Origin of the sequence: Photorhabdus khanii NC19 (assembly GCF_000517265.1) — a bacterium.
In the GTDB taxonomy this organism is placed as follows: Bacteria; Pseudomonadota; Gammaproteobacteria; order Enterobacterales; family Enterobacteriaceae; genus Photorhabdus; species Photorhabdus khanii.
On sequence record NZ_AYSJ01000013.1, the window covers coordinates 504,419 to 526,748 of the forward strand.

24 protein-coding genes and 3 tRNA genes are annotated in these 22,330 nt (G+C 42.6%); 14 read left to right on the forward strand and 13 right to left on the reverse strand.

The window, feature by feature from the left end; genetic code table 11:
• Positions 1-98 precede the first annotated feature (98 nt).
• The 3 genes from PTE_RS14225 to PTE_RS14235 all read right to left on the reverse strand — a co-directional run bounded on the left by PTE_RS14225 (position 99) and on the right by PTE_RS14235 (position 4,057).
• A complete protein-coding gene (locus PTE_RS14225; RefSeq protein ID WP_036847693.1) occupies positions 99-1,682 on the reverse strand; it encodes an aldehyde dehydrogenase (NADP(+)) in 1,584 nt (527 codons plus the stop codon).
• Between the two features lie 60 nt (positions 1,683-1,742).
• A complete protein-coding gene (locus PTE_RS14230; RefSeq protein ID WP_036847696.1) occupies positions 1,743-2,663 on the reverse strand; it encodes a dihydrodipicolinate synthase family protein in 921 nt (306 codons plus the stop codon).
• A 530-nt stretch (positions 2,664-3,193) separates the two neighbouring features.
• Positions 3,194-4,057 (reverse strand): AraC family transcriptional regulator, encoded by an 864-nt coding sequence (locus PTE_RS14235; RefSeq protein WP_036848377.1) that lies wholly within the window; start codon positions 4,055-4,057, stop codon positions 3,194-3,196.
• A 340-nt stretch (positions 4,058-4,397) separates the two neighbouring features.
• On the opposite strand from PTE_RS14235, the gene PTE_RS14240 reads away from it, so the two are divergent.
• The 8 genes from PTE_RS14240 to PTE_RS14270 all read left to right on the forward strand — a co-directional run bounded on the left by PTE_RS14240 (position 4,398) and on the right by PTE_RS14270 (position 9,987).
• The gene (locus tag PTE_RS14240) at positions 4,398-5,348 is read left to right on the forward strand and encodes a 4-hydroxyproline epimerase (protein WP_036847698.1); all 951 of its coding nucleotides are present in this window, start codon (positions 4,398-4,400) and stop codon (positions 5,346-5,348) included.
• Positions 5,345-6,475, forward strand: a complete 1,131-nt coding sequence (locus tag PTE_RS14245) for an NAD(P)/FAD-dependent oxidoreductase (RefSeq protein WP_036847701.1) — start codon at positions 5,345-5,347, stop codon at positions 6,473-6,475. Before PTE_RS14240 ends, PTE_RS14245 begins: the two co-directional genes overlap by 4 nt.
• Positions 6,472-6,726, forward strand: a complete 255-nt coding sequence (locus PTE_RS14250; RefSeq protein ID WP_036847704.1) for a (2Fe-2S)-binding protein — start codon at positions 6,472-6,474, stop codon at positions 6,724-6,726. The genes PTE_RS14245 and PTE_RS14250 overlap by 4 nt, the downstream gene beginning before the upstream one ends.
• A 2-nt stretch (positions 6,727-6,728) precedes the next feature.
• On the forward strand, positions 6,729-8,012 hold the full coding sequence (locus PTE_RS14255) for an FAD-dependent oxidoreductase (RefSeq protein ID WP_081738233.1): 1,284 nt from the start codon (positions 6,729-6,731) through the stop codon (positions 8,010-8,012).
• Between the two features lie 416 nt (positions 8,013-8,428).
• Positions 8,429-8,701: an RHS repeat domain-containing protein gene (locus tag PTE_RS23840; RefSeq protein ID WP_071992985.1), complete on the forward strand. Its 273-nt coding sequence runs from the start codon at positions 8,429-8,431 to the stop codon at positions 8,699-8,701.
• A complete protein-coding gene (locus PTE_RS23845; RefSeq protein WP_051477409.1) occupies positions 8,638-9,147 on the forward strand; it encodes an RHS domain-containing protein in 510 nt (169 codons plus the stop codon). Before PTE_RS23840 ends, PTE_RS23845 begins: the two co-directional genes overlap by 64 nt.
• A gap of 304 nt (positions 9,148-9,451) precedes the next feature.
• Entirely contained in the window at positions 9,452-9,703 is a 252-nt protein-coding gene (locus PTE_RS14265) for a type II toxin-antitoxin system Phd/YefM family antitoxin (protein WP_036847707.1), read from the forward strand.
• Positions 9,700-9,987, forward strand: coding sequence for a type II toxin-antitoxin system RelE family toxin (locus PTE_RS14270; RefSeq protein ID WP_036847710.1), 288 nt, complete (start codon positions 9,700-9,702; stop codon positions 9,985-9,987). The genes PTE_RS14265 and PTE_RS14270 overlap by 4 nt, the downstream gene beginning before the upstream one ends.
• 152 nt (positions 9,988-10,139) lie before the next feature.
• On the opposite strand, the gene PTE_RS14275 is transcribed toward PTE_RS14270, so the two are convergent.
• The 8 genes from PTE_RS14275 to PTE_RS14310 all read right to left on the reverse strand — a co-directional run bounded on the left by PTE_RS14275 (position 10,140) and on the right by PTE_RS14310 (position 16,427).
• Positions 10,140-10,448, reverse strand: coding sequence for a phosphopantetheine-binding protein (locus PTE_RS14275; protein WP_051477410.1), 309 nt, complete (start codon positions 10,446-10,448; stop codon positions 10,140-10,142).
• Complete coding sequence (locus PTE_RS14280) at positions 10,414-11,430, reverse strand: AMP-binding protein (protein ID WP_036847713.1); 1,017 nt, start codon at positions 11,428-11,430, stop codon at positions 10,414-10,416. The genes PTE_RS14275 and PTE_RS14280 overlap by 35 nt, the downstream gene beginning before the upstream one ends.
• Before the next feature lie 30 nt (positions 11,431-11,460).
• Positions 11,461-11,709: a hypothetical protein gene (locus tag PTE_RS14285; protein ID WP_036847716.1), complete on the reverse strand. Its 249-nt coding sequence runs from the start codon at positions 11,707-11,709 to the stop codon at positions 11,461-11,463.
• Between the two features lie 729 nt (positions 11,710-12,438).
• Positions 12,439-13,446 (reverse strand): endonuclease, encoded by a 1,008-nt coding sequence (locus PTE_RS14290; protein WP_036848387.1) that lies wholly within the window; start codon positions 13,444-13,446, stop codon positions 12,439-12,441.
• Between the two features lie 267 nt (positions 13,447-13,713).
• Positions 13,714-14,409: an aquaporin Z gene (gene aqpZ, locus PTE_RS14295; protein WP_036847718.1), complete on the reverse strand. Its 696-nt coding sequence runs from the start codon at positions 14,407-14,409 to the stop codon at positions 13,714-13,716.
• A gap of 364 nt (positions 14,410-14,773) precedes the next feature.
• Positions 14,774-15,211, reverse strand: a complete 438-nt coding sequence (locus tag PTE_RS14300) for a universal stress protein (protein WP_036847721.1) — start codon at positions 15,209-15,211, stop codon at positions 14,774-14,776.
• A gap of 304 nt (positions 15,212-15,515) precedes the next feature.
• Complete coding sequence (locus tag PTE_RS14305) at positions 15,516-15,944, reverse strand: universal stress protein (protein WP_036847723.1); 429 nt, start codon at positions 15,942-15,944, stop codon at positions 15,516-15,518.
• A gap of 258 nt (positions 15,945-16,202) precedes the next feature.
• Positions 16,203-16,427 carry a DUF2594 family protein gene (locus PTE_RS14310; protein ID WP_036847726.1) on the reverse strand — a complete coding sequence of 75 codons (225 nt, stop codon included), beginning with the start codon at positions 16,425-16,427 and terminating at the stop codon, positions 16,203-16,205.
• A gap of 436 nt (positions 16,428-16,863) precedes the next feature.
• Here PTE_RS14310 and uvrY point away from each other — a divergent pair, with 436 nt between their 5' ends.
• From uvrY to PTE_RS14345, 6 genes are all read left to right on the forward strand, one after another.
• Positions 16,864-17,529 (forward strand): UvrY/SirA/GacA family response regulator transcription factor, encoded by a 666-nt coding sequence (gene uvrY / locus PTE_RS14320; RefSeq protein WP_036848389.1) that lies wholly within the window; start codon positions 16,864-16,866, stop codon positions 17,527-17,529.
• Positions 17,513-19,345, forward strand: coding sequence for an excinuclease ABC subunit UvrC (gene uvrC, locus PTE_RS14325; RefSeq protein ID WP_036847730.1), 1,833 nt, complete (start codon positions 17,513-17,515; stop codon positions 19,343-19,345). Before uvrY ends, uvrC begins: the two co-directional genes overlap by 17 nt.
• A 57-nt stretch (positions 19,346-19,402) precedes the next feature.
• Entirely contained in the window at positions 19,403-19,951 is a 549-nt protein-coding gene (gene pgsA / locus PTE_RS14330; protein WP_036847733.1) for a CDP-diacylglycerol--glycerol-3-phosphate 3-phosphatidyltransferase, read from the forward strand.
• 144 nt (positions 19,952-20,095) lie between these two features.
• Positions 20,096-20,171 (forward strand) — tRNA-Gly (locus tag PTE_RS14335).
• 49 nt (positions 20,172-20,220) lie between these two features.
• A tRNA-Cys gene (locus tag PTE_RS14340) sits at positions 20,221-20,294 on the forward strand.
• A gap of 6 nt (positions 20,295-20,300) precedes the next feature.
• Positions 20,301-20,387 (forward strand) — tRNA-Leu (locus PTE_RS14345).
• 121 nt (positions 20,388-20,508) lie between these two features.
• Here PTE_RS14345 and PTE_RS14350 read toward each other — a convergent pair.
• Complete coding sequence (locus PTE_RS14350; RefSeq protein ID WP_036847736.1) at positions 20,509-21,135, reverse strand: tail fiber assembly protein; 627 nt, start codon at positions 21,133-21,135, stop codon at positions 20,509-20,511.
• On the reverse strand, positions 21,135-22,301 hold the full coding sequence (locus PTE_RS27295) for a phage tail protein (protein ID WP_051477411.1): 1,167 nt from the start codon (positions 22,299-22,301) through the stop codon (positions 21,135-21,137). The genes PTE_RS14350 and PTE_RS27295 overlap by 1 nt, the downstream gene beginning before the upstream one ends.
• Between the last annotated feature and the right edge of the window lie 29 nt (positions 22,302-22,330).

Sequence of the window (22,330 nt, forward strand, 5' to 3'; positions counted from 1 at the left end):
CTCTTTTCTGTTTCTTATTTGATATACGCCAGTAGGGTAATTTCGCGTGACAGTGGCGCAATGTGCATAACTAGCAGCAATGCAAGTATTAAACTGATTTACAATGCATCCCTGCTCATCACCCCATTGATTAATCGGGAAATATTTAACGGATTACGGTCTTGCAGTGCTGGGGGAAGTAAGGATTCGGGATAGTTTTGGAAACATACCGGACGCAGAAAACGCCAGATAGCTAATGTGCCAACCGAAGTCCCTCTCGCATCTGAAGTCGCTGGGTAAGGCCCACCATGAACCATGGCATCACAGACTTCAACGCCTGTCGGGTAGCCATTGACAACCACTCTGCCGGCGATGTTCTGTAATCGTCGGCTGAGTTCATGCGCATTAGCTAATTCATCGTGTTCACCAATCAAGGTCGCGGTAAGCTGCCCCTGCAAACAGTCAATTGCGCGTAAAAGCTGGTGCTGGCTTTCAGCTTCAATCACAATAACAACAGGACCAAAAACCTCCTCTTGCAGCAGAGCATTTTTATTCAACAACAAAGCAATATCTGCACGATACAGCATCGTAGTTGCCTGATTTTCATGATATTCACCAGTGGCTAACTGCGTCATTAAGGGTTCATTATCCAGTTGATGAATACCTTCTTGGTAGCTGAGTAATGTGCCTTGGTTTAGCATTGACTGTGCCGGACGAAGAGTGATGTCCTGCGCTAATTGAGCAATAAATCGATCAAATTCTGGTGAACGAATACCCAAAATCATTCCCGGTTTAGTACAAAACTGACCGCAACCTAATGTGAATGAATTTGCCAGTTCTTGGGCAATTTGTTTTCCCCGCTGTATTAAAGCATTTGGCAGCACAATGACCGGGTTGATACTCGACATTTCAGCAAAAACCGGAATAGGTTGTGGTCGCTGCATAGCCATATTGAATAATGCACGCCCACCCGCGAGTGAACCGGTAAAACCAACCGCCTGAATCATTGGGTGTTTGACGAGATCCGCCCCCACACTATTGCCATAAATCATATTAAATACACCTGCGGGCATTTGTGTGGCGATGACAGCGCGTTCAATGGCTTGCGCGATGATTTCGGCGGTTGCCATATGACCGCTATGTGCTTTGAAAACAACGGAGCAGCCCGCTGCTAATGCTGACGCCGTGTCACCCCCCGCGGTTGAAAAAGCCAAAGGGAAATTACTGGCGCCGAAAACCGCAATAGGGCCAAGAGGAATATAGCACTGGCGAATATCAACTCTGGGGAGAGGTTTTCTCTCAGGTTGTGCCGTATCAATGCGGGCAGCATGAATATCACCACGGCGTAACAGCGTGGCAAACAGCCTCATTTGCCCGCTCGTTCTCAACCGTTCGCCCTGAAGTCGGACTGGCGGAAGAGCCGTTTCTTCCGATACAAGGGCAATGAAGTCATTGCCAAGAGTATCGATTTCATCCGCAATTTTATCTAAAAAATCGGCACGTTCTTCTAATGATGTTTGGCTATAACGTGAAAATGCATCAGCGGCAGCTTGAACAGCAAGATCGACCTCATGTACTGTCGCCTGATAGAACACATAACCTATTGATGAGTTATCCACTGCCCGCCGGCTGTGTAAACAACGTTCTCCCTCTGCTTGCCTGTGACCACCAATAAACTGCATACCAGAATGTGTTATTGACATAGCGATTCCTCCAAAGGTATCAAAATGGGCGCGATGGGTTATTACAGCCTAAAATGGCATTCAGAGACCGACATCAGGCAATGAAGGACGATTTGCGAGGGCTTTTTCTACAATGGCGCGTATTTCAGCCAATATTTCCCCCTCAAGTGGTAAACGGGGTGGGCGGGTAATCGCGCTGCCACGGCCAACCATTTCTTCACACAGTTTGATGCATTGCACCAAATCAGGACGGAAATCCAGATGCAGCAAAGGCATAAACCAGCGATATAACTCCCTGGCTTCTTCATAACGTTTCTGTTTAGCCAGACGGAATAAGGTCTCTCCTTCCCGTGGAAAGGCATTCGACATACCTGAAATCCAACCTTCTGCGCCCACGGCGACTGACTCTAAAACGACGTCATCCAAACCAGCAAAAAGAATGAAGCGATCACCTGCTTCATTGGGAATATCACTAAAAGGTCGGGTATTGCCTGATGAATCTTTAAACGCAACGATATTTTCGCAATCGGCCAGAGATGTCAGAATTTTTGGCGTAATGTCATTTTTATACAGCAGGGGGTTGTTATATAGCATGATGGGCAAATCAGTAGAGGCGGCAATGGTACGGAAATATGCCCTGCTTTCTTTAAGTGTTGGCGTATAAATCAGTGGTGGCATAACCATCACCCCATTCGCACCTGCCTGGCGGCATTCAGAGACCATTTTGCACGCATTGTCGGTGGTCAGTTCTGCAATACCCGAAAGAACAGGAACTTTCCCAGCAGTCACATCCACCGCGAGTTCAACGATAGCGCGCTTTTCCTCCATGGACAAGGAAGTGTTTTCCCCCACGGAGCCATTGACAACTAAACCGGAAACCCCATCTTTAATCAGGTTTGTCATCACTTTATGAGTGTCATCCAAATTAATGGAAAAATCGGGGTTAAATTGGGTTGTTACTGCCGGGAAAACACCATGCCAGTTAACCTTTTTCTTGCTCATAGTCTTATCCTTTGATTGATATTTGACATGCAAATTGTTTTTATTTTGTTAATAAAATGTGACTCATTGGTTTTGACTGAATGATGGCTATTTCGCCAAAAAGAAGCTTGTCACTTTTCGCAGTGAACAATGACGAAATCAGCATAATAGGAATAACAAACTTAAAGCTGAGGGATTTTGCGGAAGCGGCGTGTGATTACTGTTGAGCTTCAGTATAAACCCCAACGGAAATGATTTTTCCTCCTATTTTTCAGCAACCATAAACAAATAAAGCTTTATTTAATATAGTTTATGCACACCGGTATATACATATCCGTCATTATACCAAATGAATATTTATAATTATTTACGACTAAGACAAACCAAACAAAAAAATACAATCTATAAATCAATTAATTAAATTTATTTTCATGATTAAAAATGACCATTAATATCTAAAGATGATTATAAAAGCACATTTATTTAATAAATGAATTAACCCAATGTCGTGGTAGTAAAACGACAAATTGGACCACAAAAGGATGGATATATCAGGCAAGTGGCAAATGACTCCTGCCCATTGACTGGCGAAAATTACTGGGCGTGATTCCAGTTAACGCCTTAAATTGCCGGGTAAATGCGCTGTGATCAGTATAACCACATTGCAAGGCAACATCTGTAATAGGTAGTTCTGTCGCCAGCAATTCAGACGCTTTTTCAATTCTGATTTTGTGGATCATCTGCCGGGGCGTCAGGTGAAAAATGCGTTTACAGTAACGTTCCAATTGAGCAACCGAGAGATGTGTTAGATTCGTCAGCTCTTCGAGACGAATTGTTCGATCAAAATGTTCACGAATATAATCATCAACGATAGCCAGTTTTTGGTACACGGGATGGTTTTCCTTAACTTCCATCAGATCATGAGAAATTCCCGCCATACCAATAATTTGATTATGTTGATTATACAACGGCAATTTATATGTCATGCACCAACCTGTTTTGCGTCCATGATAAAAATGGAGCTCCAGTTGGTTTTGGATAATTACCCCTTGGTGTAATACACGTAAATCTTGTTCGGTGTAACAACTACCCATCTGAGCAGGAAAGATCTCGGAGGAAGTTTTACCCAGTAGCGAAGAGATCGATTTAAATCCGCAGCGTGTAGCCAGCGTAAGATTCGCAATCAGGTAACGTGCTTTGGTATCTTTGATAAAGAAAACCACACTGGGAATCGCATTCAGCAATGGTGTAATTAAAGCAACCGCATTGAGAATATCTTGCAGGTGACTGGGTTTGTGATTAACAAGCCCACTACACAGTGTTGATAAAAACTCAATATTACAAACATCATGGTCACTTGTACCAATGCCGTTTTTTTCATTGTGCAGGTATAGGCTGTCATGGGCTATATTCATCATCAACATCTCCAGTCTATTATCATTAGAATAAGATTTTTAACGCGTGTATTTGGTTATTTATCTTGATTAAAAAGATCAAAATAAATATCAGATTCAACTTATCCGCAATGTTTAAAAGAACTATTTTGTGTTCATGTGATAATTATCACAGAAAGTTATTCCGATCGTTCTTATTTATCCATTTAATTTTTAAATCATTATTTTTCATGGTGTTTAAATGATAATTCAGTGATTTTTTCATTGTGCTGATTTCGGCATGTTGCGGTATGAAATGCATCAAGCGGCAAGGGAAATAGTACGCCACCATTTGTTAAAAATACGTTAATTTGGTGGCCTTATGGCAGAGAAAAATGAGTATCAGATTATTCGCGTCATTGATTCACACACAGGTGGAGAACCCACGCGCACCGTAATAGAGGGATTTCCATCTCTTGGCAAAGGAACTGTCGCCAAACAGCAGCAACGCTTTAAAGCCGAATTTGATCACTGGCGCAAGGCTCTCATTCTTGAACCCAAAGGGAATGAAGTGTTAGTAGGCGCACTCTTGTGTCCGCCCGCTGCACCTGAAGCAGATATAGGTGTTATCTTCTTTAATAACGCAGGGTATTTGGGCATGTGTGGTCATGGCACCATGGGCCTTATTGCCTCTCTCCATCATCTGGGCTGGTTGAGACCTGGCAAGTATAAAATTGAGACGCCTGTGGGCCTTGTGGAGGCCATGCTCCACGAGGATGGAGCAGTGTCTGTTCATAATGTCCTCTCTTACCGTTATCAGAAAAATGTCACCGTGCATGTGCCTGGTGTGGGTGATGTTAACGGGGATATTGCCTGGGGAGGAAACTGGTTTTTTCTGATCAGTCAGCATGGTTATTCGTTAACCACCCGCCATATCGATAAACTCACGCAATACAGTTGGGCCGTTAGGCAGGCACTGGAACAAGCAGGGATCACGGGGGAAAATGGCGAGTGTATCGACCATATTGAATTGTTTGCTCCTGATAACGATGCTGACAACCGCAATTTTGTGCTATGTCCGGGGAAAGCCTATGACCGTTCACCGTGTGGCACAGGAACGAGTGCTAAATTAGCCTGCCTGGCGGCGGATGGAAAATTGCAGCCTGGTGAGATTTGGCGACAGTCCAGCATTATTGGGAGTGTTTTTGAAGCCCAATATCAATGGGTTGGTCAGAAAATTGCCCCGGTGATCCGAGGAACAGCACATGTTTACGGCGATAACCAATTAATCATTGCGAAGGACGATCCTTTCGTCTGGGGGATCCGCGTATGACCCCACCTCAAATATCGGACATCATCATCGTTGGCGCGGGTATCGTTGGAGCCGCGTGTGCTTATCAACTGGTACAGGATGGTTTAAGCGTTGCTGTGATTGATGATGGCGGTAAAGGAGCGACACAGGCAGGAATGGGCCATCTGGTGTGTATGGACGATAATCCTGCTGAATTGGCATTGAGTAGTTATTCATTAGATATATGGCGAACATTAACCCCGTATATGCCAGAAAACTGTGCATGGCGTGGATGCGGTACGCTTTGGCTGGCGGATGCAGAAGATGAAATGAAACTTGCTGAGGAAAAAAGCGCACGTCTTGCCACCTATGGCATTGAGAATATTCCGATGACAGCGACACAGATTCACCAAATGGAACCTATGGTGAGGGCTGGAATCGCGGGTGGTTTGTGTGTTCCAGGGGATGGGATTATCTATGCACCGAATGTCGTACACTGGTTTCTTGCTGCCGGTAATGAAAAGATTCAGTTCATTAAAGGGCAAGTACACGCCTTAGAACCTCAAACCGTTGTGTTGCGTGATGGAACAAAATATTGCGCACCGAGAATATTGTTGGCAAATGGGCTGTGGAGCACACATCTGTTACCTGAATTACCTATTGTCCCTAAAAAAGGGCAATTGGCGATTACAGATCGTTACCCTACCTGCATCACACATCAATTGGTGGAATTAGGGTATAGCGCCAGTGCGCATGCCCCGGATGGTACGTCAACCGCTTTTAACGTCCAGGCCCGCCCTACGGGTCAGCTCTTAATTGGATCTTCACGCCAGTTTCATAACGAAAAACCCACGATTGATCTTGCCCTACTCCGTTCTATGCTCCAACGCGCACTCCATTTTTTACCTCAACTTGGTCAGATGAACATCTTACGTTGCTGGTCCGGCTTTCGTGCTGCGACTCCGGATGGCTTACCGTTATTGGGACAACATCCCGATTATGACTGGCTATGGCTGGCTGTAGGCCATGAAGGATTAGGGGTGACGACAGCACCGGGCAGCGCCAGAATCATCTCTGCATTGATGCTGAATAGAAAAACAGAGATTGATCCATCACCTTACCAACCTGCTCGTTTTACCCCTATGGCCCGTCAAAAGAGGTTGCCATGACACTCAAAAAACCACCATTTATTGCATTGTTTATTGATGGCGAAATGATCACAGTTCCTGCGGGGATCACGGTTGCAGCGGCACTGGCTTATACCGGTGATGAGCATTGCCGTATGTCTGTATCACATCAATTGAGAGTGCCTTTCTGTGGTATGGGGATCTGCCAGGAATGCCGTTTGATGATTAATGGTCGCCGTCGTGTAGCGTGCCAGACAGTTTGTGAAACTGATATGAAAGTTGAGAGGATCTGAATATGGCAACATCATCATCTTCTATGGTACTGCACTGTGATGTACTGATTGTTGGCGCAGGGCCTGCGGGATTGGCTACCGCACAGGCCGCCGTACAGGGACAGCAATCCGTGATCCTGATTGATGACAATCCCAGTGCAGGCGGACAAATTTGGCGTAAAGGGCCATCTCATGCATTACCACCGATGGCAAAACGTTATTTATCGGTGCTATCAGCAGATGCATTAATCTATTTACCAGGTTGTAAAGTGGTTGCAGTAGACAACCAATGCGTGATTGCTGAAGCGGCCGGTAAGCACCAAATTATTCACTACCAACGCATCATTCTTTGTACCGGAGCCAAAGAAAAATTACTTCCTTTTCCTGGATGGACATTACCGGGTGTCACGGGAGCTGGGGGATTACAGGCGTTGATAAAAAATGGCCTGCCCATGACCGATGAGCGTGTTGTGATTGCGGGTAGCGGTCCGCTTTTGCTTGCAGTTGCAGAAACGGTGAAAAAAGCGGGCGGGAACGTGGTTGGCATCATTGAACAGGCACCTTTGCACCGCTTATTTTGGTTTGGCTTACAACTGATCCGTTGGTCAGAAAAATTGCATCAAGCCACCACTCTCATGCCACTTAAAAATTATTACAAAAACAGTATGGTGTTGGGAGTGGAAACCTCAGCAGAAGGAAGGTTAACTGGCGTGTATATCAGCGATAAAGGGCAGCAGCAGAAATTATCCTGTACGCGTTTGGCTTGCGGTTTTGGTTTAAGGCCCAATACGGAATTGGCGCAATTGCTTGGTTGCTTGCTGGATGAACAAGGAAATATTCAGGCAGATGCATGGCAACAAACGACGATACCTGATGTCTATGCCGCAGGAGAATGCACCGGTATTGGCGGCAGTGAGCTTGCACTTTGTGAAGGATTTATTGCCGGGTTTGCCGCAAGTGGTGAATACGCATTAGCTGAAAAATGGCGGCAGAAACGGATAACATGGCGGCGTTTTGCAACAGCGGCGGCACAGGCGTTTAAATTGAATGAAGAGATCACACAGGTACTTCCACCCGATACCTTGATCTGCCGTTGTGAAGACGTGCGTTTAAAAGAACTTGAACCATTTCAGGATTGGCATAGTGCAAAAATGGCAACACGGTGCGGCATGGGGGCTTGTCAGGGAAAAATCTGTTCCGCCATTCTCCACGATATCAAGCATTGGGCAATACCATCCCCTCGCATCCCACTATCGCCTGTTAGTCTTGAAACGCTGACGACAGACGTTGATAAGACCATTGATTAATCATGAAGGGGCTTGATATTTTTAACAAAACAGCGCTGATTCCGTTACAGCCGCACTGCACAAAAAATTTCGTGACATGCATCACATTTTTGAAATTGATCGGACATTAGCCAACCAAACAAACAAGACGCAGTCAATTTTTTGTTATATTTTACCGATGAGATATTAAACAGATAAAACTACGCATTATTTGTCGTGACTCTCTCTTTGGTAACCGATGGTATAGCAGCCCAGGTTACCTGTTCAATGCAGGTTATCAACAAGACTATCAGCAACAGACTGCTAGCAACTTCATTGGCTTAATGTTTTTCCCCAAAGGGGTCTCTTTAACCCCTTGATGATTTTGACTACACGCAAAAAACCGCCGGACCGAGGGTCTGTGCGTTGAATATCCTCATGAAAAATAAGGGGGCGTGATGTCATTGCAGAAAAATCAACCCAGGCCATCTGGTGCCAAACACCTTGCCCGGTATACCTATGACGCCTTTGACCTGTTGAGCTGCGTTACCCACCCGGATGGGACCGCCCTCACCTTTGCCTACGACAAACTGACCCGCCTGACCGCGGTGACGAACGCCACCGGCGAGACCTATATGATGAAAATGGCCGGCGGGTGGAAAAAACCATGCATAAATACGGTTACCGGTCAAGGACGTTCTGTTACCACTGGGATGCGCATAACCAGCTGACTGAATTTATCACCCCGGAAGGGACCCGCTGGCGTTATCGCTATGATGCCTTTGGCCGGCGTATCAGTAAACGCAAGGAAGTGGACAGCACGCTGGAGGCCACTAGCCTGAAACGGTGGCTTGACGGGTTACCGGATCTGGAACTGAAACCGACGGCGATTATGGGTTACGATTACCTGTGGAGTGGTGACCAGCTGATAGAAGAGACGCCGGTGTATGCAGACGGCACGGTGGGATATGAGCACAGCATTCACTGGCTGTATGAACCGAGAAAACTGACCCCCTCGGCGCGTTATGAACAGGGGCAGCTGCATTATGTGGTCAGTGATCATCAGGGAACCCCGCGGGAAATATGCACGGAAGAAGGAAAAGTGGCGTGGGCGGGCAGGCTGTTCACCTGGGGTGAATCGGAGTTCTGGACCGTCTCAGCCCGGAAAGAGGTATGATTTATTTTGTTTACCCTGCCTTGTTTAAGTCATTTATCCACGATTCTATGCTCCACTTATTTTACATTTACCTAACCTACCTAATCATTTAAAAGCGAGAATACCAAAGTATTAAAGCTTTTATATCAAGGACAGATTTAACTTAATAAATGCAGCTTTTCAAAATAATAGTTAATGGCATTTAATCGAAAATTATTAACCATTAATCGCAAGTTGAAAAGAAATCACACGTAAAAAAAGACTTGTTAACAGGTCTTTTTCTGCCTACGATGAGACTTGTTAACCAGTCTTATTGAGAGGATGTATGGCAAACGTTATTCTAAGCGACACGAGCGCAAGCATCAGTGAGTTAAAGAAAAATCCAATGGCTACCGTGGGGGAAGGTGGCGGTTACCCCGTCGCTATCCTAAACCGCAATCAACCTGCCTTTTACTGTGTTCCGGCTGAATTGTACGAAAAGCTGCTTGATGCCTTGGACGATCAGGAATTATCACGCCTCGTCAAAGAGCGCCAACACCAACCATTAGTGGACGTGGATCTGGATAAGTATCTATGAACTACCGCGTAAAGTTCAAGGAGGAAGCAGCGAAAGAATGGGAGAGGTTAGATAAGGCAATACAGCAGCAGTTCGCCAAAAAACTCAAAAAGTGCTGTGATAACCCGCACATACCATCAGCAAAACTTCGGGTAATGCCTAACTGTTACAAAATTAAGTTACGCGCTTCGGGTTTTCGTCTGGTGTATGAAGTTATTGATGACTGCCTGATCATTATCGTTGTTGCCGTGGGTAAACGCGAACGGAGTGATGTTTATCATCTCGCCAGCGAACGCTTGCGCTAACAAGGGAAAATCACACAATAAGTTAATGAAGGTCACACTGAATAAAGCCGGAAAGATCTTCCGGCTATTTTAGCAATTATCTACTTCACAAAGGAAAAAAACCTCAACGGCAAGTTCTTCTTACAAGTTGAACAAATGCAATTACATCTGCATTACTCCCCTTTCGCCAATTGTTCAGCAATCACCGCAGCAAATCCCGCTAAAGTCGGATTATTAAACACAGTCGAGTTATCAACATGCATATTAAAAACATGACGAATCTGGCTATTCATTCTGATACTCAGAATGGAATCCCCTCCTAAATTAAAGAAATTGTCATTTCTTCCCACTTGTGGAGTACCGATGATTTTCATCCAAATTTTAGCGATTATTTTTTCAATGGTATTAGCAGGTGCAATATAGTTATCAGAAACAAACTCTGCACTGTCAGGTGGCGGTAATAGTGGTTTCCGTCGGCCCATAATAGTTCACCAATTTGATCTGTTTTGCGCTGCTTTCCAGCCAGGCATTAATCGCTTTAGCTGAAATTTTCTCACCACCAATACAGACACATTTCAGGCTTGACGTTGCATCAGGAAACCCGGTCTCAATCAACTTATTCCAGTACTGGAACGGCAACGATACATGAGTGATCCCCTGCCGGTCACACAGTGACCAGAACTGCATCAGTTCCTGTCTGGCATGGCTCTCAAGCAAGTGCACACCGGTACCGCTGATAAGCGGACAGAAAAATTTCGATACCGAGACGTCAAAAGAGAAATTACAAAATTGCAACAATCGGCTATCGGCATTAATTGCCAGCACGTCACGCAATACCGGTAATTTTCGCACAGCAGAATGATGTTCTATCATCACCCCTTTCGGCTGGCCCGTTGAACCCGAGGTATAAATCACATAAGCCAGATGGCGTGGTGTTAATCCTGTGACTTGCGGAGCCTGTTCCGGCAATGTTCGGGTCAGTTCCAATGTCAGCAAGCCATTTTCTTGTGCGGCTGTCAGTACCTTCTGGCCGGCATTATCATGCAATACCAATATCGGGGACGCATCCGCCAGAATAAAGTGCAACCGCTCCTGGGGATAATCAGGATCCAGAGGAACATAGCAGCCACCGGCTTTTAGAATTACCAGCAAACCGATAACCATTAATGGTGTCCGGTCAACACAAATCACCACCCGGCTATCCGGTACAACGCCTTCGGCAATCAGCCGATGTGCCAGTTGGTTAGCCCGACGATTAAGTTCAGCATAACTCAGGGCATGATCATTAAATATCAGCGCAGATGCATCTGGTGTCTTGGTAACCTGTCGCTCAAAGAGTTCATGGAGACAACCCGCTGACGGATAATCATCAGCCAGGTCATTCCATTGATTTATCAATAGATCTCTTTCCTCTGCCGGCAGAATATCAATATCTTTAACTGGCTGGGCAATCTTATCTGCCATTGCCTGCAAAATAATAATTCAGCTGACGATCTACAGTTTGTTTATTAAATCAAGGATTGTACGCAAAGATTCATGATGATTAATGATATAATTGAGCGCTTTCTCTAATTGACTGAGTAACCATAACCTATTCTGCGGTAAAGATAATGGAAACAGCTCTTCTAATCTTTCCCGCCTTATAAGCGATCGATTCTTACTCCGGTTATATTTTGATATCAGATGATAAAATTCATCTTTTTCACTCTCATCAAGATCACTCAAATATTCATTAATTCCCATAATAACATCCTAAATTCTGTGTCATACATTAACGAGTTTCATGAATCTTTTCTGGCTGGTCACTTCAATCAAATAGGCAATAGCTACCGCACAATCCTCTTTTGGACTGATATGAAATGTGGATAACCACAAATTTTGCAAGCAATTAACCTCTGACAGAAATAACAAGCTACACCTAAATCTGATAAAATATATTTAAATGATGATGTTACAAATAGTAAGATTGATGTAAATCATTCTCACTATAAATGCATGTTAAACAATCTGATATTTAATTTATTATGCTATATCAACAAGTATGTAAATTTAATTATAACCATCATCACACAATATAAAATATAACTCACTACAGGTATAATATTAATAATTATTTTTAACGCAAGCCATAATTTATCAAAAAATAAAGATCACCAAGAATAAAATAAAAAGATTTAAATATAACACTGGTTATATTTACTTAAGAAAATTTTATTAAAATTATAATTTACCGGATTGATATAAAAAAACAAAAAATGAATAACTTTAGTAAGATACTGCGAGAATATAATGGCATTATATTCAATGACTTTTCCAAGATAATCATTAATTATAAAAAATTTAATCTGAATTAGACGATGAAGGCAAAGACGCCGAATAATCAGAAAAACAGACTAAGGATCACGCCGTGAGGGATCTTGCAAAAAACCTCAACGGCGTTGGCAACAGAGCAATAATTAATTATCTGGGTTGTTAAGTACTCTTACAGTTTCCAGCCAATCGGAAGCCGGCATTTTTTGCTTCAACTTCTGTTTGAAAATAAACAGTATTCTTCTCCAAAATCGCCTTATATCCTGAACAATGGGAGAAATGATAAATTTTGCTATTGTTATTACCTTTGATTAATCCTGTATGTGACGAATCAGATGACACCCGTTTTTTCTGGGTATCTGTTTGATTATTCTTCACCTGCCCCTTTCTCTGCTCTGCTGGTGAAACACCGATAGCTGAATTCTTATGCCACAATTCCCATTTCCGTTCACCGGTAACAAAAGGATTATGATGCCCCATAATGCCGGCAATTCGGTTATCTCTCTCCCGTTCCCATTGATTTGGTGGATATTGACGATCCCAGGCCATGAATAACTGCTGCTGCTGACGTGACATAGAAAGATTATAACGATCGTGCATATAAAAATTGATCCGGGCAATTTGCCCTTTTACTGCGTCCCGCGGCTCGAACGTGCGAGATTTAGCATCGACTTTACTGGTACAAGCGCCATAATCATTCGGCTCATTCTTTGGTAACATTCCATAACTGAAATTACTGCGATCACCGTTAACCTCGCCAATGGATGGAGACAAATTATGCATATCAGATTCCATTGCCCTGAAAACCGGATCTGAGGATACACAATTTTTCCTGCCTCCCTTTTGCCAACACTGCCGCTGATGTCCAAAAACCCAGGCAGGAACAATATGTTCCCATTCAATCCGTTCGGCCCGGTCCCAATTTTGTTGTGACCTGACTTGATAACCACACGAAGACAGATTGACGCGCCCACCACTCTTCCCCGTCCATTGCCAATGGCAGCCACAATACAATGTTCCCGCCTTTGATTTAAATTGATCATGATAGATATGGTTACGCAGTTCAGTTTTAGCTTGCTCAAATGTAGCCGGAGCAGCAAAAGAAGATGATGGAACAATTAAACTGAAACACCCAATATAAATCGCCCAAAAATTAACTTTCTGTTTCAATGACATACCCTATTTATTTAAAATATCATTTTGATCTCTCCCTTTTATATTGCCTCATAATCGACCTATAAGACAAACATTGTTTATTTGCATTTCTTCTTAAATACTCCTTTTAAAACGAAAGACTATCTAACATGACGAAGAATGGGATCTGGCACTTGCTGACAAATAAATCCGATTTGCAATCCTGGCAATATATTTGGAAACAGTATGAAAAAGACCACGCTATCGCGTGGCCTTAAAACAAAGTAACTCCATCGGTAAAAATCATTGTTTTTCAGCAAGCAGTAACCTGTAAATTACACCGCCCACAATCCCGCCAATAATCGGCATAACCCAGAATAGCCATAACTGCTCTAAAGCCCAGGTATTCTGGAATATAGCAACAGCGGTGCTTCTCGCAGGGTTAACTGAGGTGTTTGTAACAGGAATACTGACCAAGTGAATTAAAGTTAACGCCAAACCTATTGCTAATGGCGCAAAACCCGCATAGGCTCGTTTATCTGTTACACCAATAATGACAATCAGGAAAATAGCCGTCAAAACGACTTCAGCAACAATAGCTGACTGAAGTGAAAATCCACCAGGTGAATGCTCACCATAACCATTAGATGCAAAACCACTGGCTGTCACATCAAAACCAGCCTGCCCACTGGCAATAACATACAACACAGCCGCCGCAAGAATACCGCCTATAACTTGAGAAATAACATAAGGAATAATTTCTGCGGCCCTAAAACGCCCTCCCACCCAAAGGCCAATTGTCACCGCAGGATTAAAATGTCCACCAGAAATATGCCCTACTGCGTACACCATCGCCACAATGGTTAAACCAGATGCTAAAGCGACACCGACAAAACCAATACCTAATTCAGGAAATCCAGCAGCTAATACAGCACTACCGCATCCCCCAAAAACCAGAACGAACGTTCCAAGCAATTCAGCCGTTAATTTTTTTAACATATTTTATCCTCACCCTGTTATCGAATAGAGTCACCTTGCTGGAATTAACTATAGCTAATAAATGAAAATCACGCTTATTTTTAGCATAACCGCATAAGCTGCTGATTGATTAGATATATTTATACTAAATTCACTTTAAGCACAATATTCAATGCAGAATTTGCCGTACTGGATCAACTTTTCGATAAAATATGGATCATTTAAAATCAATTATCTCCAGAATAAGCTCAACATTATTTTTAAAATATAAAAATCCGGTGCAGAATATAGACACCGGATTATCACATAAGTATTTAATAGCTTAATATATATTAAACAATGGGTACGATATAAAAGATAGCTTTTTCATTACTAAATAAATAACTCATCTGACTACCAAAACTGAAATATTTGCATACCCGACAATTCCTGAAGCGTTTGAACCTAATAAATGAGTCGAAATATTAGGTCGCCTGGAACCAATGATAATTAAATCGGCTTCAACCTCATTTGCTGTTGATAATACTTTGTCCCTTGGTGATCCAAAAGCGACGGAGAAAGAGACTCGCTCTTTTGGCAAGTCTATTCTTTCAGCAACTTTTGCCAGTTCTTCTTCTGACCTTGCAATAGATTTCTTGGCAAAAGAGTTGATCAGATCATAATGATAACTATAACTAACTGAAAATCTTGAGATATCAGGAATGGAATGAAAAAGATGTATATTGGCACCAGACAATTTAGCCAAATACTCCGCATGTGCAATCGCTTTATCGGTCAATTCATCTTCTGAAATTTCCACCGGTACTAAAATAGTTTTGTACATATACACTCCTATATTTATATACCAAACCGAACTACTTCAATGAGTATATGAAATATTCCATCATTTGCTGTGAGTTGTTTAACTAAATCAAACAAATTACTGTATAATTCGTTAATTCTACACAGACACATGCAATCTCAATGAAAATGAAGCCAGATCAAGATTTACTAAAACAGCTTTAGCTAATGGTAAGCCATCCTGCGATGGCTTATCCAATTATCCACTGTCCATATTAGCGGTTTATTCACAAGAACCGTTTTCAACAACGATACCTATCTGGGATAGGCTTTAAGCTTCAGCTATCTTACCTGATAACCAAAACAGATATTTTCGAGTATTTGACAACTCCTGCTGCATTAGATCCTAATAAATGCGTTGTGATATTAGGCCTCCTTGAGCCAATAACAATAAGATCAGCATTAATTTCTGTAGCAGTTTCTGTTATTTCGTCTCTTGGCGAACCAAATGCAATGGAATAGGATAGCTTATCATCAGGAAGAGCCATCGTATCAAGCAGCATTCTTAAATCATCTTCTGCTTTAATTGTCGCTTTATCCTTAATTTCCTCATATCCTAATGAATATGCATTAACAATCGCCGATGAGATTGGCAATACATGAAGTATATGGAGCTTCGCACCCGTTTCTTTAGCTAAAGACAGGGCATGCTTAACGGCTTTACTCGTTAATTCATCTTCTGAAATATCTACTGGTACTAAAATAGTTTTGTACATACGCACCCTCCTATATTTACATACCAAACCAGACTACTACATTCAGTATACTCTATATACTGTTAATTACTATGAGTTATTTAACCAAACGAAAACAATGATAAAAAGCAATAAAAATTCTTATATTTCATATCCATATAGAATATAACCAATATCTTTCACATAGAATTAATACTTATGAAAATAAACGTTTAGCATTTTCACATATGCCAAAAGGAAAATGTACAGGGGCAATAACATCAGCCCCTGAAACCTATTTTACTGCCGATATAACGCTTTTATCTGCTGAACGGTATTTTCAAATACCTTAGCCTGTTTTTTATCTTCCATTTCTGCAATAGCACGCTCTACATTCAGTATAACTTTCCCGGCATTAGCTTGCCCCATCGTTTTAAGAACCAAAGCCAACAACATTTTTAAACATGTCACTTCTGTTGCCAGAACTTCGGTATCGGAAGATGAAGTCAAATCAATTTTACTCATAGTCGTTACCTATCTTAAGTATTAATTACATCATGAAAATAATAATTATACCACATAATTTGCCCCCTATTTTTATACACCTGGCAAATAGATCTACAAAAACAAATGTTAACTTATTGTTAAATTTATTTATTTTATAACTATTTATGCAGTTATTAATTCTATTATAATCAGAATATTCAGGATGCTCCTGTTGTAAATAAATAATGTATATCGCCATATAAGATAATTCTCTTTTGTCTTTGAGAGATATAAGTATAATATTCACATTCCTGATGAGTTTTTGGGATAATTTATCTATTCTATTGTTTTATATAATTTTTACTAAAAATCAAAAAATAGCTTACTGAAGTTAACTCTTCCGAAACAAATTTAATTCACAAGCAATATCAATGAAAGCTCATGTATGAGCATAGGGCCAGTTGGAGACACTTTTTTGATAAATGTTTTGTTAGTCGATGATCATGAATTGGTCAGGGTTGGTGTAAAACGTATTCTTGATGACGTGAAAGGGATAACAGTTACAGGAGAAGTCAATTGTGGTGAAGACGCGATAAAATGGTGCCGGACGAATAAAGTAGATATCGTGTTAATGGATATGAATATGCCAGGCATCGGTGGCCTGGAGACAACAAAAAGAATTCTGCGTTATCATCCCGATGTCCGGGTAATTATGCTGACTATCTATACTGAAAATCCATTGCCAATGAAGATGATGCAGGCGGGTGCCAGAGGGTATCTCAGTAAAGCCTCTACTCCTCAGGATATGGTCAATGCGATTCGTACGGTTAATGCCGGACAGCGCTATATCGCTCCCGATATTGCCCAGCAAATGGCCCTTAGCCAAATTAACCCACAGGCAGATAATCCACTAAGTTGCCTGTCTGATCGTGAATTACAGATTATGCTGATGATCACAAAGGGACAAAAGGTGAGTGATATCTCTGAACAACTTAATCTCAGCCCAAAAACCGTCAATAGCTATCGCTATAGAATGTTTAGTAAACTAAATATCGGCGGTGATGTAGAATTAACACATATGGCAATACGTTATGGGCTGTTCGACACAGAGAGTCTGTTAAACAGTGACGGAACAATTTGATTCAAAAGTATTTTTAAAAACAGTAACCAGTCAGCCTGGTGTTTATCGTATGTATGACACCTTGGGAACGGTTATTTATGTCGGTAAAGCTAAAGATTTAAAAAAGCGGCTTTCCAGTTATTTTCGTACGCAGGTCGCCAGCCGTAAAACCGAATCTCTGGTCAGAAGCATTGCTCAAATAGATGTGACTGTCACACATACAGAAACCGAAGCATTGCTATTGGAACATAATTACATCAAGCTTTATCAGCCCCGATATAACGTTTTACTGCGAGATGACAAATCTTATCCTTATATTTTTCTCAGCGCAGATAAACACCCACGGCTGGCAATGTATCGGGGTGCTAAACATGCTAAAGGTGAATACTTTGGCCCATTTCCAAGCTCTTATGCAGTACGTGAATCATTAATCTTACTGCAAAAACTTTTTCCTATCCGGCAATGTGAGGATAGTATCTACCGCAATCGCTCCCGACCATGCCTTCAATATCAAATTGGCCGATGTCTTGGGCCTTGCGTTAATGGGCTGGTAAGTGAAGAAGAATATCAACAGCAAGTTGATTATATTCGCCTATTCCTTTCAGGCAAAGATCAGCAAGTTTTAACCAAATTGATTAGCCGAATGGAAGAAGCCAGCCAACAACTGAAATTTGAAGATGCTGCGAGATATCGCGATCAAATTCAAACCGTTCGTCAGGTCACTGAGAGACAATTTGTTTCAGGTACAGACGACGATTTGGATGTTATTAGCATTGCATTTGAAGCGGGCATAGCTTGTCTGCATGTCCTGTTTATACGTCAGGGGAAAGTACTGGGGAGCCGAAGTTATTACCCTAAAATACCGGCTGGGACAAAACCCGACGAGATTGTGCAGACATTCCTTGGTCAATTTTATTTACAAGGCAGCCAAAACCGGACTTTGCCATCAGAAATTTTGCTGGATTTTGCTCTGCAAGAGAAAGACATTTTATCTGATTCATTATCTGAAATATCCGGTCGAAAAATTCATATTCAAACCCGCCCTCGCGGAGACAGGGCCCGTTATCTGAAACTCGCCCGGACAAATGCAGCAACAGCTTTAGTTACTCGCTTATCTCAACAATCCACCATTCACCAAAGATTAGAATCTCTCGCTAATTTAGTTAAGTTGGCAAAAATTCAGAGAATGGAATGTTTTGATATCAGTCACACTATGGGGGAACAAACTGTTGCATCTTGTGTTGTCTTTGATAGTAATGGCCCACTACGTTCTGAATATCGGCGCTATAATATTAGTGGCATTACGCCCGGTGATGATTACGCTGCCATGAATCAAGTATTGCGCCGTCGATACGGAAAGACATGGGATGAATCAAAAATTCCCGACATTATTTTCATTGATGGCGGAAAAGGGCAATTAGCTCAGGCAATAGAGGTATTCCAGTCTCTTGATGTTGAATGGGACAAAACACGCCCTCAGTTGATAGGCGTTGCCAAAGGAAGCGATCGCAAAGCCGGGCTTGAAACACTATTTTTCGCGGCAGAAGGTGAAGGTATAGCATTACCACCGGACTCACCTGCCCTGCATGTGATTCAACATATCCGTGACGAATCACATAACCATGCGATAACGGGGCACCGCCAGCGGAGAGATAAAGTGAGAAAAACCAGTACGTTAGAATCTATTGCCGGTGTTGGTCCAAAACGCCGGCAAATGTTACTGAAATATATGGGGGGGTTACAGCCTTTACGCAACGCAAGTGTCGAAGAGATCGCAAAAGTACCGACTATTTCCTATGCATTAGCAGAAAAAATTCATAATGCATTGAAACACTAGGTGCATTGATGCACCATACTTATAAATTCCACTATAGCCAGATAGTTAAGAAGCACTATGCAATTAAATATACCAACATGGCTCACTCTGTTCCGTATCGCCCTGATCCCATTTTTTGTACTGGCATTTTACTTGCCATTCAATTGGGCGCCGATGGTCTGTGCCATAATTTTTGTTGTCGCTGCGGCGACAGACTGGTTTGACGGTTTTCTCGCCCGCCTTTGGAAGCAAACAACCCGCTTTGGCGCATTTCTTGATCCTGTCGCTGACAAAATCATGGTTGCCACCGCATTAGTATTAGTTTCCGAGCATTATCATACATGGTGGATAACACTCCCCGCTGCAACAATGATAGCACGTGAAATTATCATCTCTTCTCTCAGAGAATGGATGGCTGAATTAGGAAAACGCAGTAACGTTGCCGTTTCCTGGATGGGTAAGGTAAAAACGACAGCACAGATGGCGGCATTAATTACCTTATTATGGCGTCCTAATTTTGAATTCGAACTAGGTGGATTCATATTACTTTACGTTGCTACAGCGATAACATTTTGGTCAATGTTTCAATATGTCAGCGCGGCGTGGTCTGATTTGCGGGAAGCTTGATCGAAGTGACGTAAAAAACATCGAACAAACACATCCTAACAATAATTGTGTTGACTCGATACGTGAAGTAAGTAGAATGCAACGCATCGAACGGCACATGAGATTTACGAAAACAAATAAGTAAATCAGTCGGTTCGAAGCGGTGCGGGAATAGCTCAGTTGGTAGAGCACAACCTTGCCAAGGTTGGGGTCGCGAGTTCGAGTCTCGTTTCCCGCTCCAGGTTACTAGTTAGGATAAATGATTGGTAACTTAATAGCTGAATAAGTAAGGCGCGTTGGCAGAGTGGCCATGCAGCGGATTGCAAATCCGTTAACCTCGGTTCGACTCCGGGACGCGCCTCCAAATTCAGCCCAGGTGGTGAAATCGGTAGACACAAGGGATTTAAAATCCCTCGGCTGTAAGGCTGTGCGGGTTCAAGTCCCGCCCTGGGCACCATATAAAATTCACTGATAAAACAGTGAGTTAGGGAAAAGAAAAGGCCACCGCAAGGTGGCTTTTTTGTTGATACAAATCACATTTCACTATTCGTTCACTATATCCTTTCGCTATATTTTCCTCACTTCGGCACTTCCGGCCAAATCACATCAGGCGCTTGATTAACATCTACACGAGTGAGCAGAACGCGGTATTTCTTCCACTCAAGCAAAGCGGCTTTCTCTGAGTCTGTAGCGACTTCTAAGTCAACCGAGTCTTGTAGCAATGAGAGTGTTTCATTTGCTTGTTGTAACAGTGTGGCTTGTTGCTGCTTTGCTTCATCGATCTGACTGGCCTTCAAAAGGTCTTTATCAACTACCCACTCTTTACCGTTCCATTTATCGTAGTCGGTATCGGGTTTCTTGAAGGTCAGCGTATCCGGCAATTCACCGATTTCTGTTATCTCAGTTGGTGCACGAGTCAACGTATCGTAAGCTGTCTTTCCGCGATAGTCCGGGACGGTTTCCCAGCACTTTCCATCTTCGCTGCGACAAACGGCTTCATCATGAGAATCGGGCAGCTTTGGAGCATCAGGATAAGCACCGGCTGATAGACTGACACCCAGCATCACATATTCAATGTCTGAAACTGTGAATTCCCTCGTCATCTGATTAGTGTGGTAAATCTTTATCCAACCGGCTTTCTCGGCTAAACCATCTTTACCTAACACTGCTGTTTCATGCTCTAAAGAGTATTTTTGTTCTGTCATTATGCTGCTCTCACTATGTAATTAAATGCGACGTTGCGGGGGCGGGTTTCGTTTGCAGTACGTGCTACGCGTGATGCGTCAAAAGTAACGCCGTCTTCGCCGTGTTCGCCGGATGATTGATTTGCTACAAGCCCTGATGATGAGTTAAATTTACTATCAAAACAGCCAGTTACGCTTTGTAGCTGCGACCACGATTTGTGACGCCGGATTGTAAACCCGCCTGTAATATTTTGCATTGCATCACCCTGCCACGTTCCACACACCCGCCCCGGATCAACACCTCGGCTATCATCCCACCCCCGGATAAACTCGCCCCTTAAATCAGGCACTCTACCGGCAGGATAAGCTTCTGCTAGCTTTGGGTATAAAGACTTATCGAATGTCTGACCGTTGCATGTTAAGTAACCTGCGGGCGTATATCGATGGGGGTACGGAAGCGGGACGCCAACAGGAACGTTGATATCATCTAGCATTGCCAGAATGCCAGATTTCTTCTGTACACTTGCGTAATAGATTGTATCGCCGTTTTTGTCTCTATATGAGATCGTTAATGGGTCTTGCTCGTCGGGATTTGCATAAATTTGAACGTATCTACCGTCTTTTTTTTCTAATTTGATTCCGGGATACTCATGATTAGCAACAACATTTAAACTACCGCAAGTAAAATCGTCTTGTGATTTTTTCCGCGCATATGTGCTATCTGCATCTGTTTTAGATACCGCACTATTCGCCTTAGTCACCGTTTCCGACAAACCGAGGTTTTTCACAAACTCACTTTTATCAGGGATGTCGGCGCCGTTTTGGTTTTTTACCAGGCGAGTGTTGGCGTTGTTGTTGACGTCGGTAATCAACTTCTGAGTGGCTGCAAGTGTATTGCTACTCCCTGTTACATCGGTAAGTTGAACTATGCCTTTTTGGGTTAGTGAAGCGTCGTGAACTTCTACTGCGCTGCTGTCAATTAATTTTTTGATAGCAGCAAAAAGCTGACTGTCATTTTTACTGTCTAATTTAATCCCCGATCCCAATATTGCATTAATGAGTTCACGCTGAACGGTATTAAACCATCCTGCATCTAATATTGTCGGTGCAATACCAGCGGCAACATTACCGTTAGTAAATTCCCCATTCTTATCCGCAGTATTTGTAATATCACCAATTTTTTGCATAACAAAACCTCACAATAAATGTGATTTGA

Bases quoted from the DNA above. Each gene is read 5' to 3' on its own strand.
- PTE_RS14225 (WP_036847693.1), bottom strand. From the start codon at position 1,682: ATGTCAATAACACATTCTGGTATGCAGTTTATTGGTGGTCACAGGCAA.
- PTE_RS14230 (WP_036847696.1), bottom strand. From the start codon at position 2,663: ATGAGCAAGAAAAAGGTTAACTGGCATGGTGTTTTCCCGGCAGTAACA.
- PTE_RS14235 (WP_036848377.1), bottom strand. From the start codon at position 4,057: ATGAATATAGCCCATGACAGCCTATACCTGCACAATGAAAAAAACGGC.
- PTE_RS14240 (WP_036847698.1), top strand. From the start codon at position 4,398: ATGGCAGAGAAAAATGAGTATCAGATTATTCGCGTCATTGATTCACAC.
- PTE_RS14245 (WP_036847701.1), top strand. From the start codon at position 5,345: ATGACCCCACCTCAAATATCGGACATCATCATCGTTGGCGCGGGTATC.
- PTE_RS14250 (WP_036847704.1), top strand. From the start codon at position 6,472: ATGACACTCAAAAAACCACCATTTATTGCATTGTTTATTGATGGCGAA.
- PTE_RS14255 (WP_081738233.1), top strand. From the start codon at position 6,729: ATGGCAACATCATCATCTTCTATGGTACTGCACTGTGATGTACTGATT.
- PTE_RS23840 (WP_071992985.1), top strand. From the start codon at position 8,429: ATGTCATTGCAGAAAAATCAACCCAGGCCATCTGGTGCCAAACACCTT.
- PTE_RS23845 (WP_051477409.1), top strand. From the start codon at position 8,638: ATGCATAAATACGGTTACCGGTCAAGGACGTTCTGTTACCACTGGGAT.
- PTE_RS14265 (WP_036847707.1), top strand. From the start codon at position 9,452: ATGGCAAACGTTATTCTAAGCGACACGAGCGCAAGCATCAGTGAGTTA.
- PTE_RS14270 (WP_036847710.1), top strand. From the start codon at position 9,700: ATGAACTACCGCGTAAAGTTCAAGGAGGAAGCAGCGAAAGAATGGGAG.
- PTE_RS14275 (WP_051477410.1), bottom strand. From the start codon at position 10,448: ATGGGCCGACGGAAACCACTATTACCGCCACCTGACAGTGCAGAGTTT.
- PTE_RS14280 (WP_036847713.1), bottom strand. From the start codon at position 11,430: ATGGCAGATAAGATTGCCCAGCCAGTTAAAGATATTGATATTCTGCCG.
- PTE_RS14285 (WP_036847716.1), bottom strand. From the start codon at position 11,709: ATGGGAATTAATGAATATTTGAGTGATCTTGATGAGAGTGAAAAAGAT.
- aqpZ (WP_036847718.1), bottom strand. From the start codon at position 14,409: ATGTTAAAAAAATTAACGGCTGAATTGCTTGGAACGTTCGTTCTGGTT.
- PTE_RS14300 (WP_036847721.1), bottom strand. From the start codon at position 15,211: ATGTACAAAACTATTTTAGTACCGGTGGAAATTTCAGAAGATGAATTG.
- PTE_RS14305 (WP_036847723.1), bottom strand. From the start codon at position 15,944: ATGTACAAAACTATTTTAGTACCAGTAGATATTTCAGAAGATGAATTA.
- PTE_RS14310 (WP_036847726.1), bottom strand. From the start codon at position 16,427: ATGAGTAAAATTGATTTGACTTCATCTTCCGATACCGAAGTTCTGGCA.
- pgsA (WP_036847733.1), top strand. From the start codon at position 19,403: ATGCAATTAAATATACCAACATGGCTCACTCTGTTCCGTATCGCCCTG.
- PTE_RS14350 (WP_036847736.1), bottom strand. From the start codon at position 21,135: ATGACAGAACAAAAATACTCTTTAGAGCATGAAACAGCAGTGTTAGGT.
- PTE_RS27295 (WP_051477411.1), bottom strand. From the start codon at position 22,301: ATGCAAAAAATTGGTGATATTACAAATACTGCGGATAAGAATGGGGAA.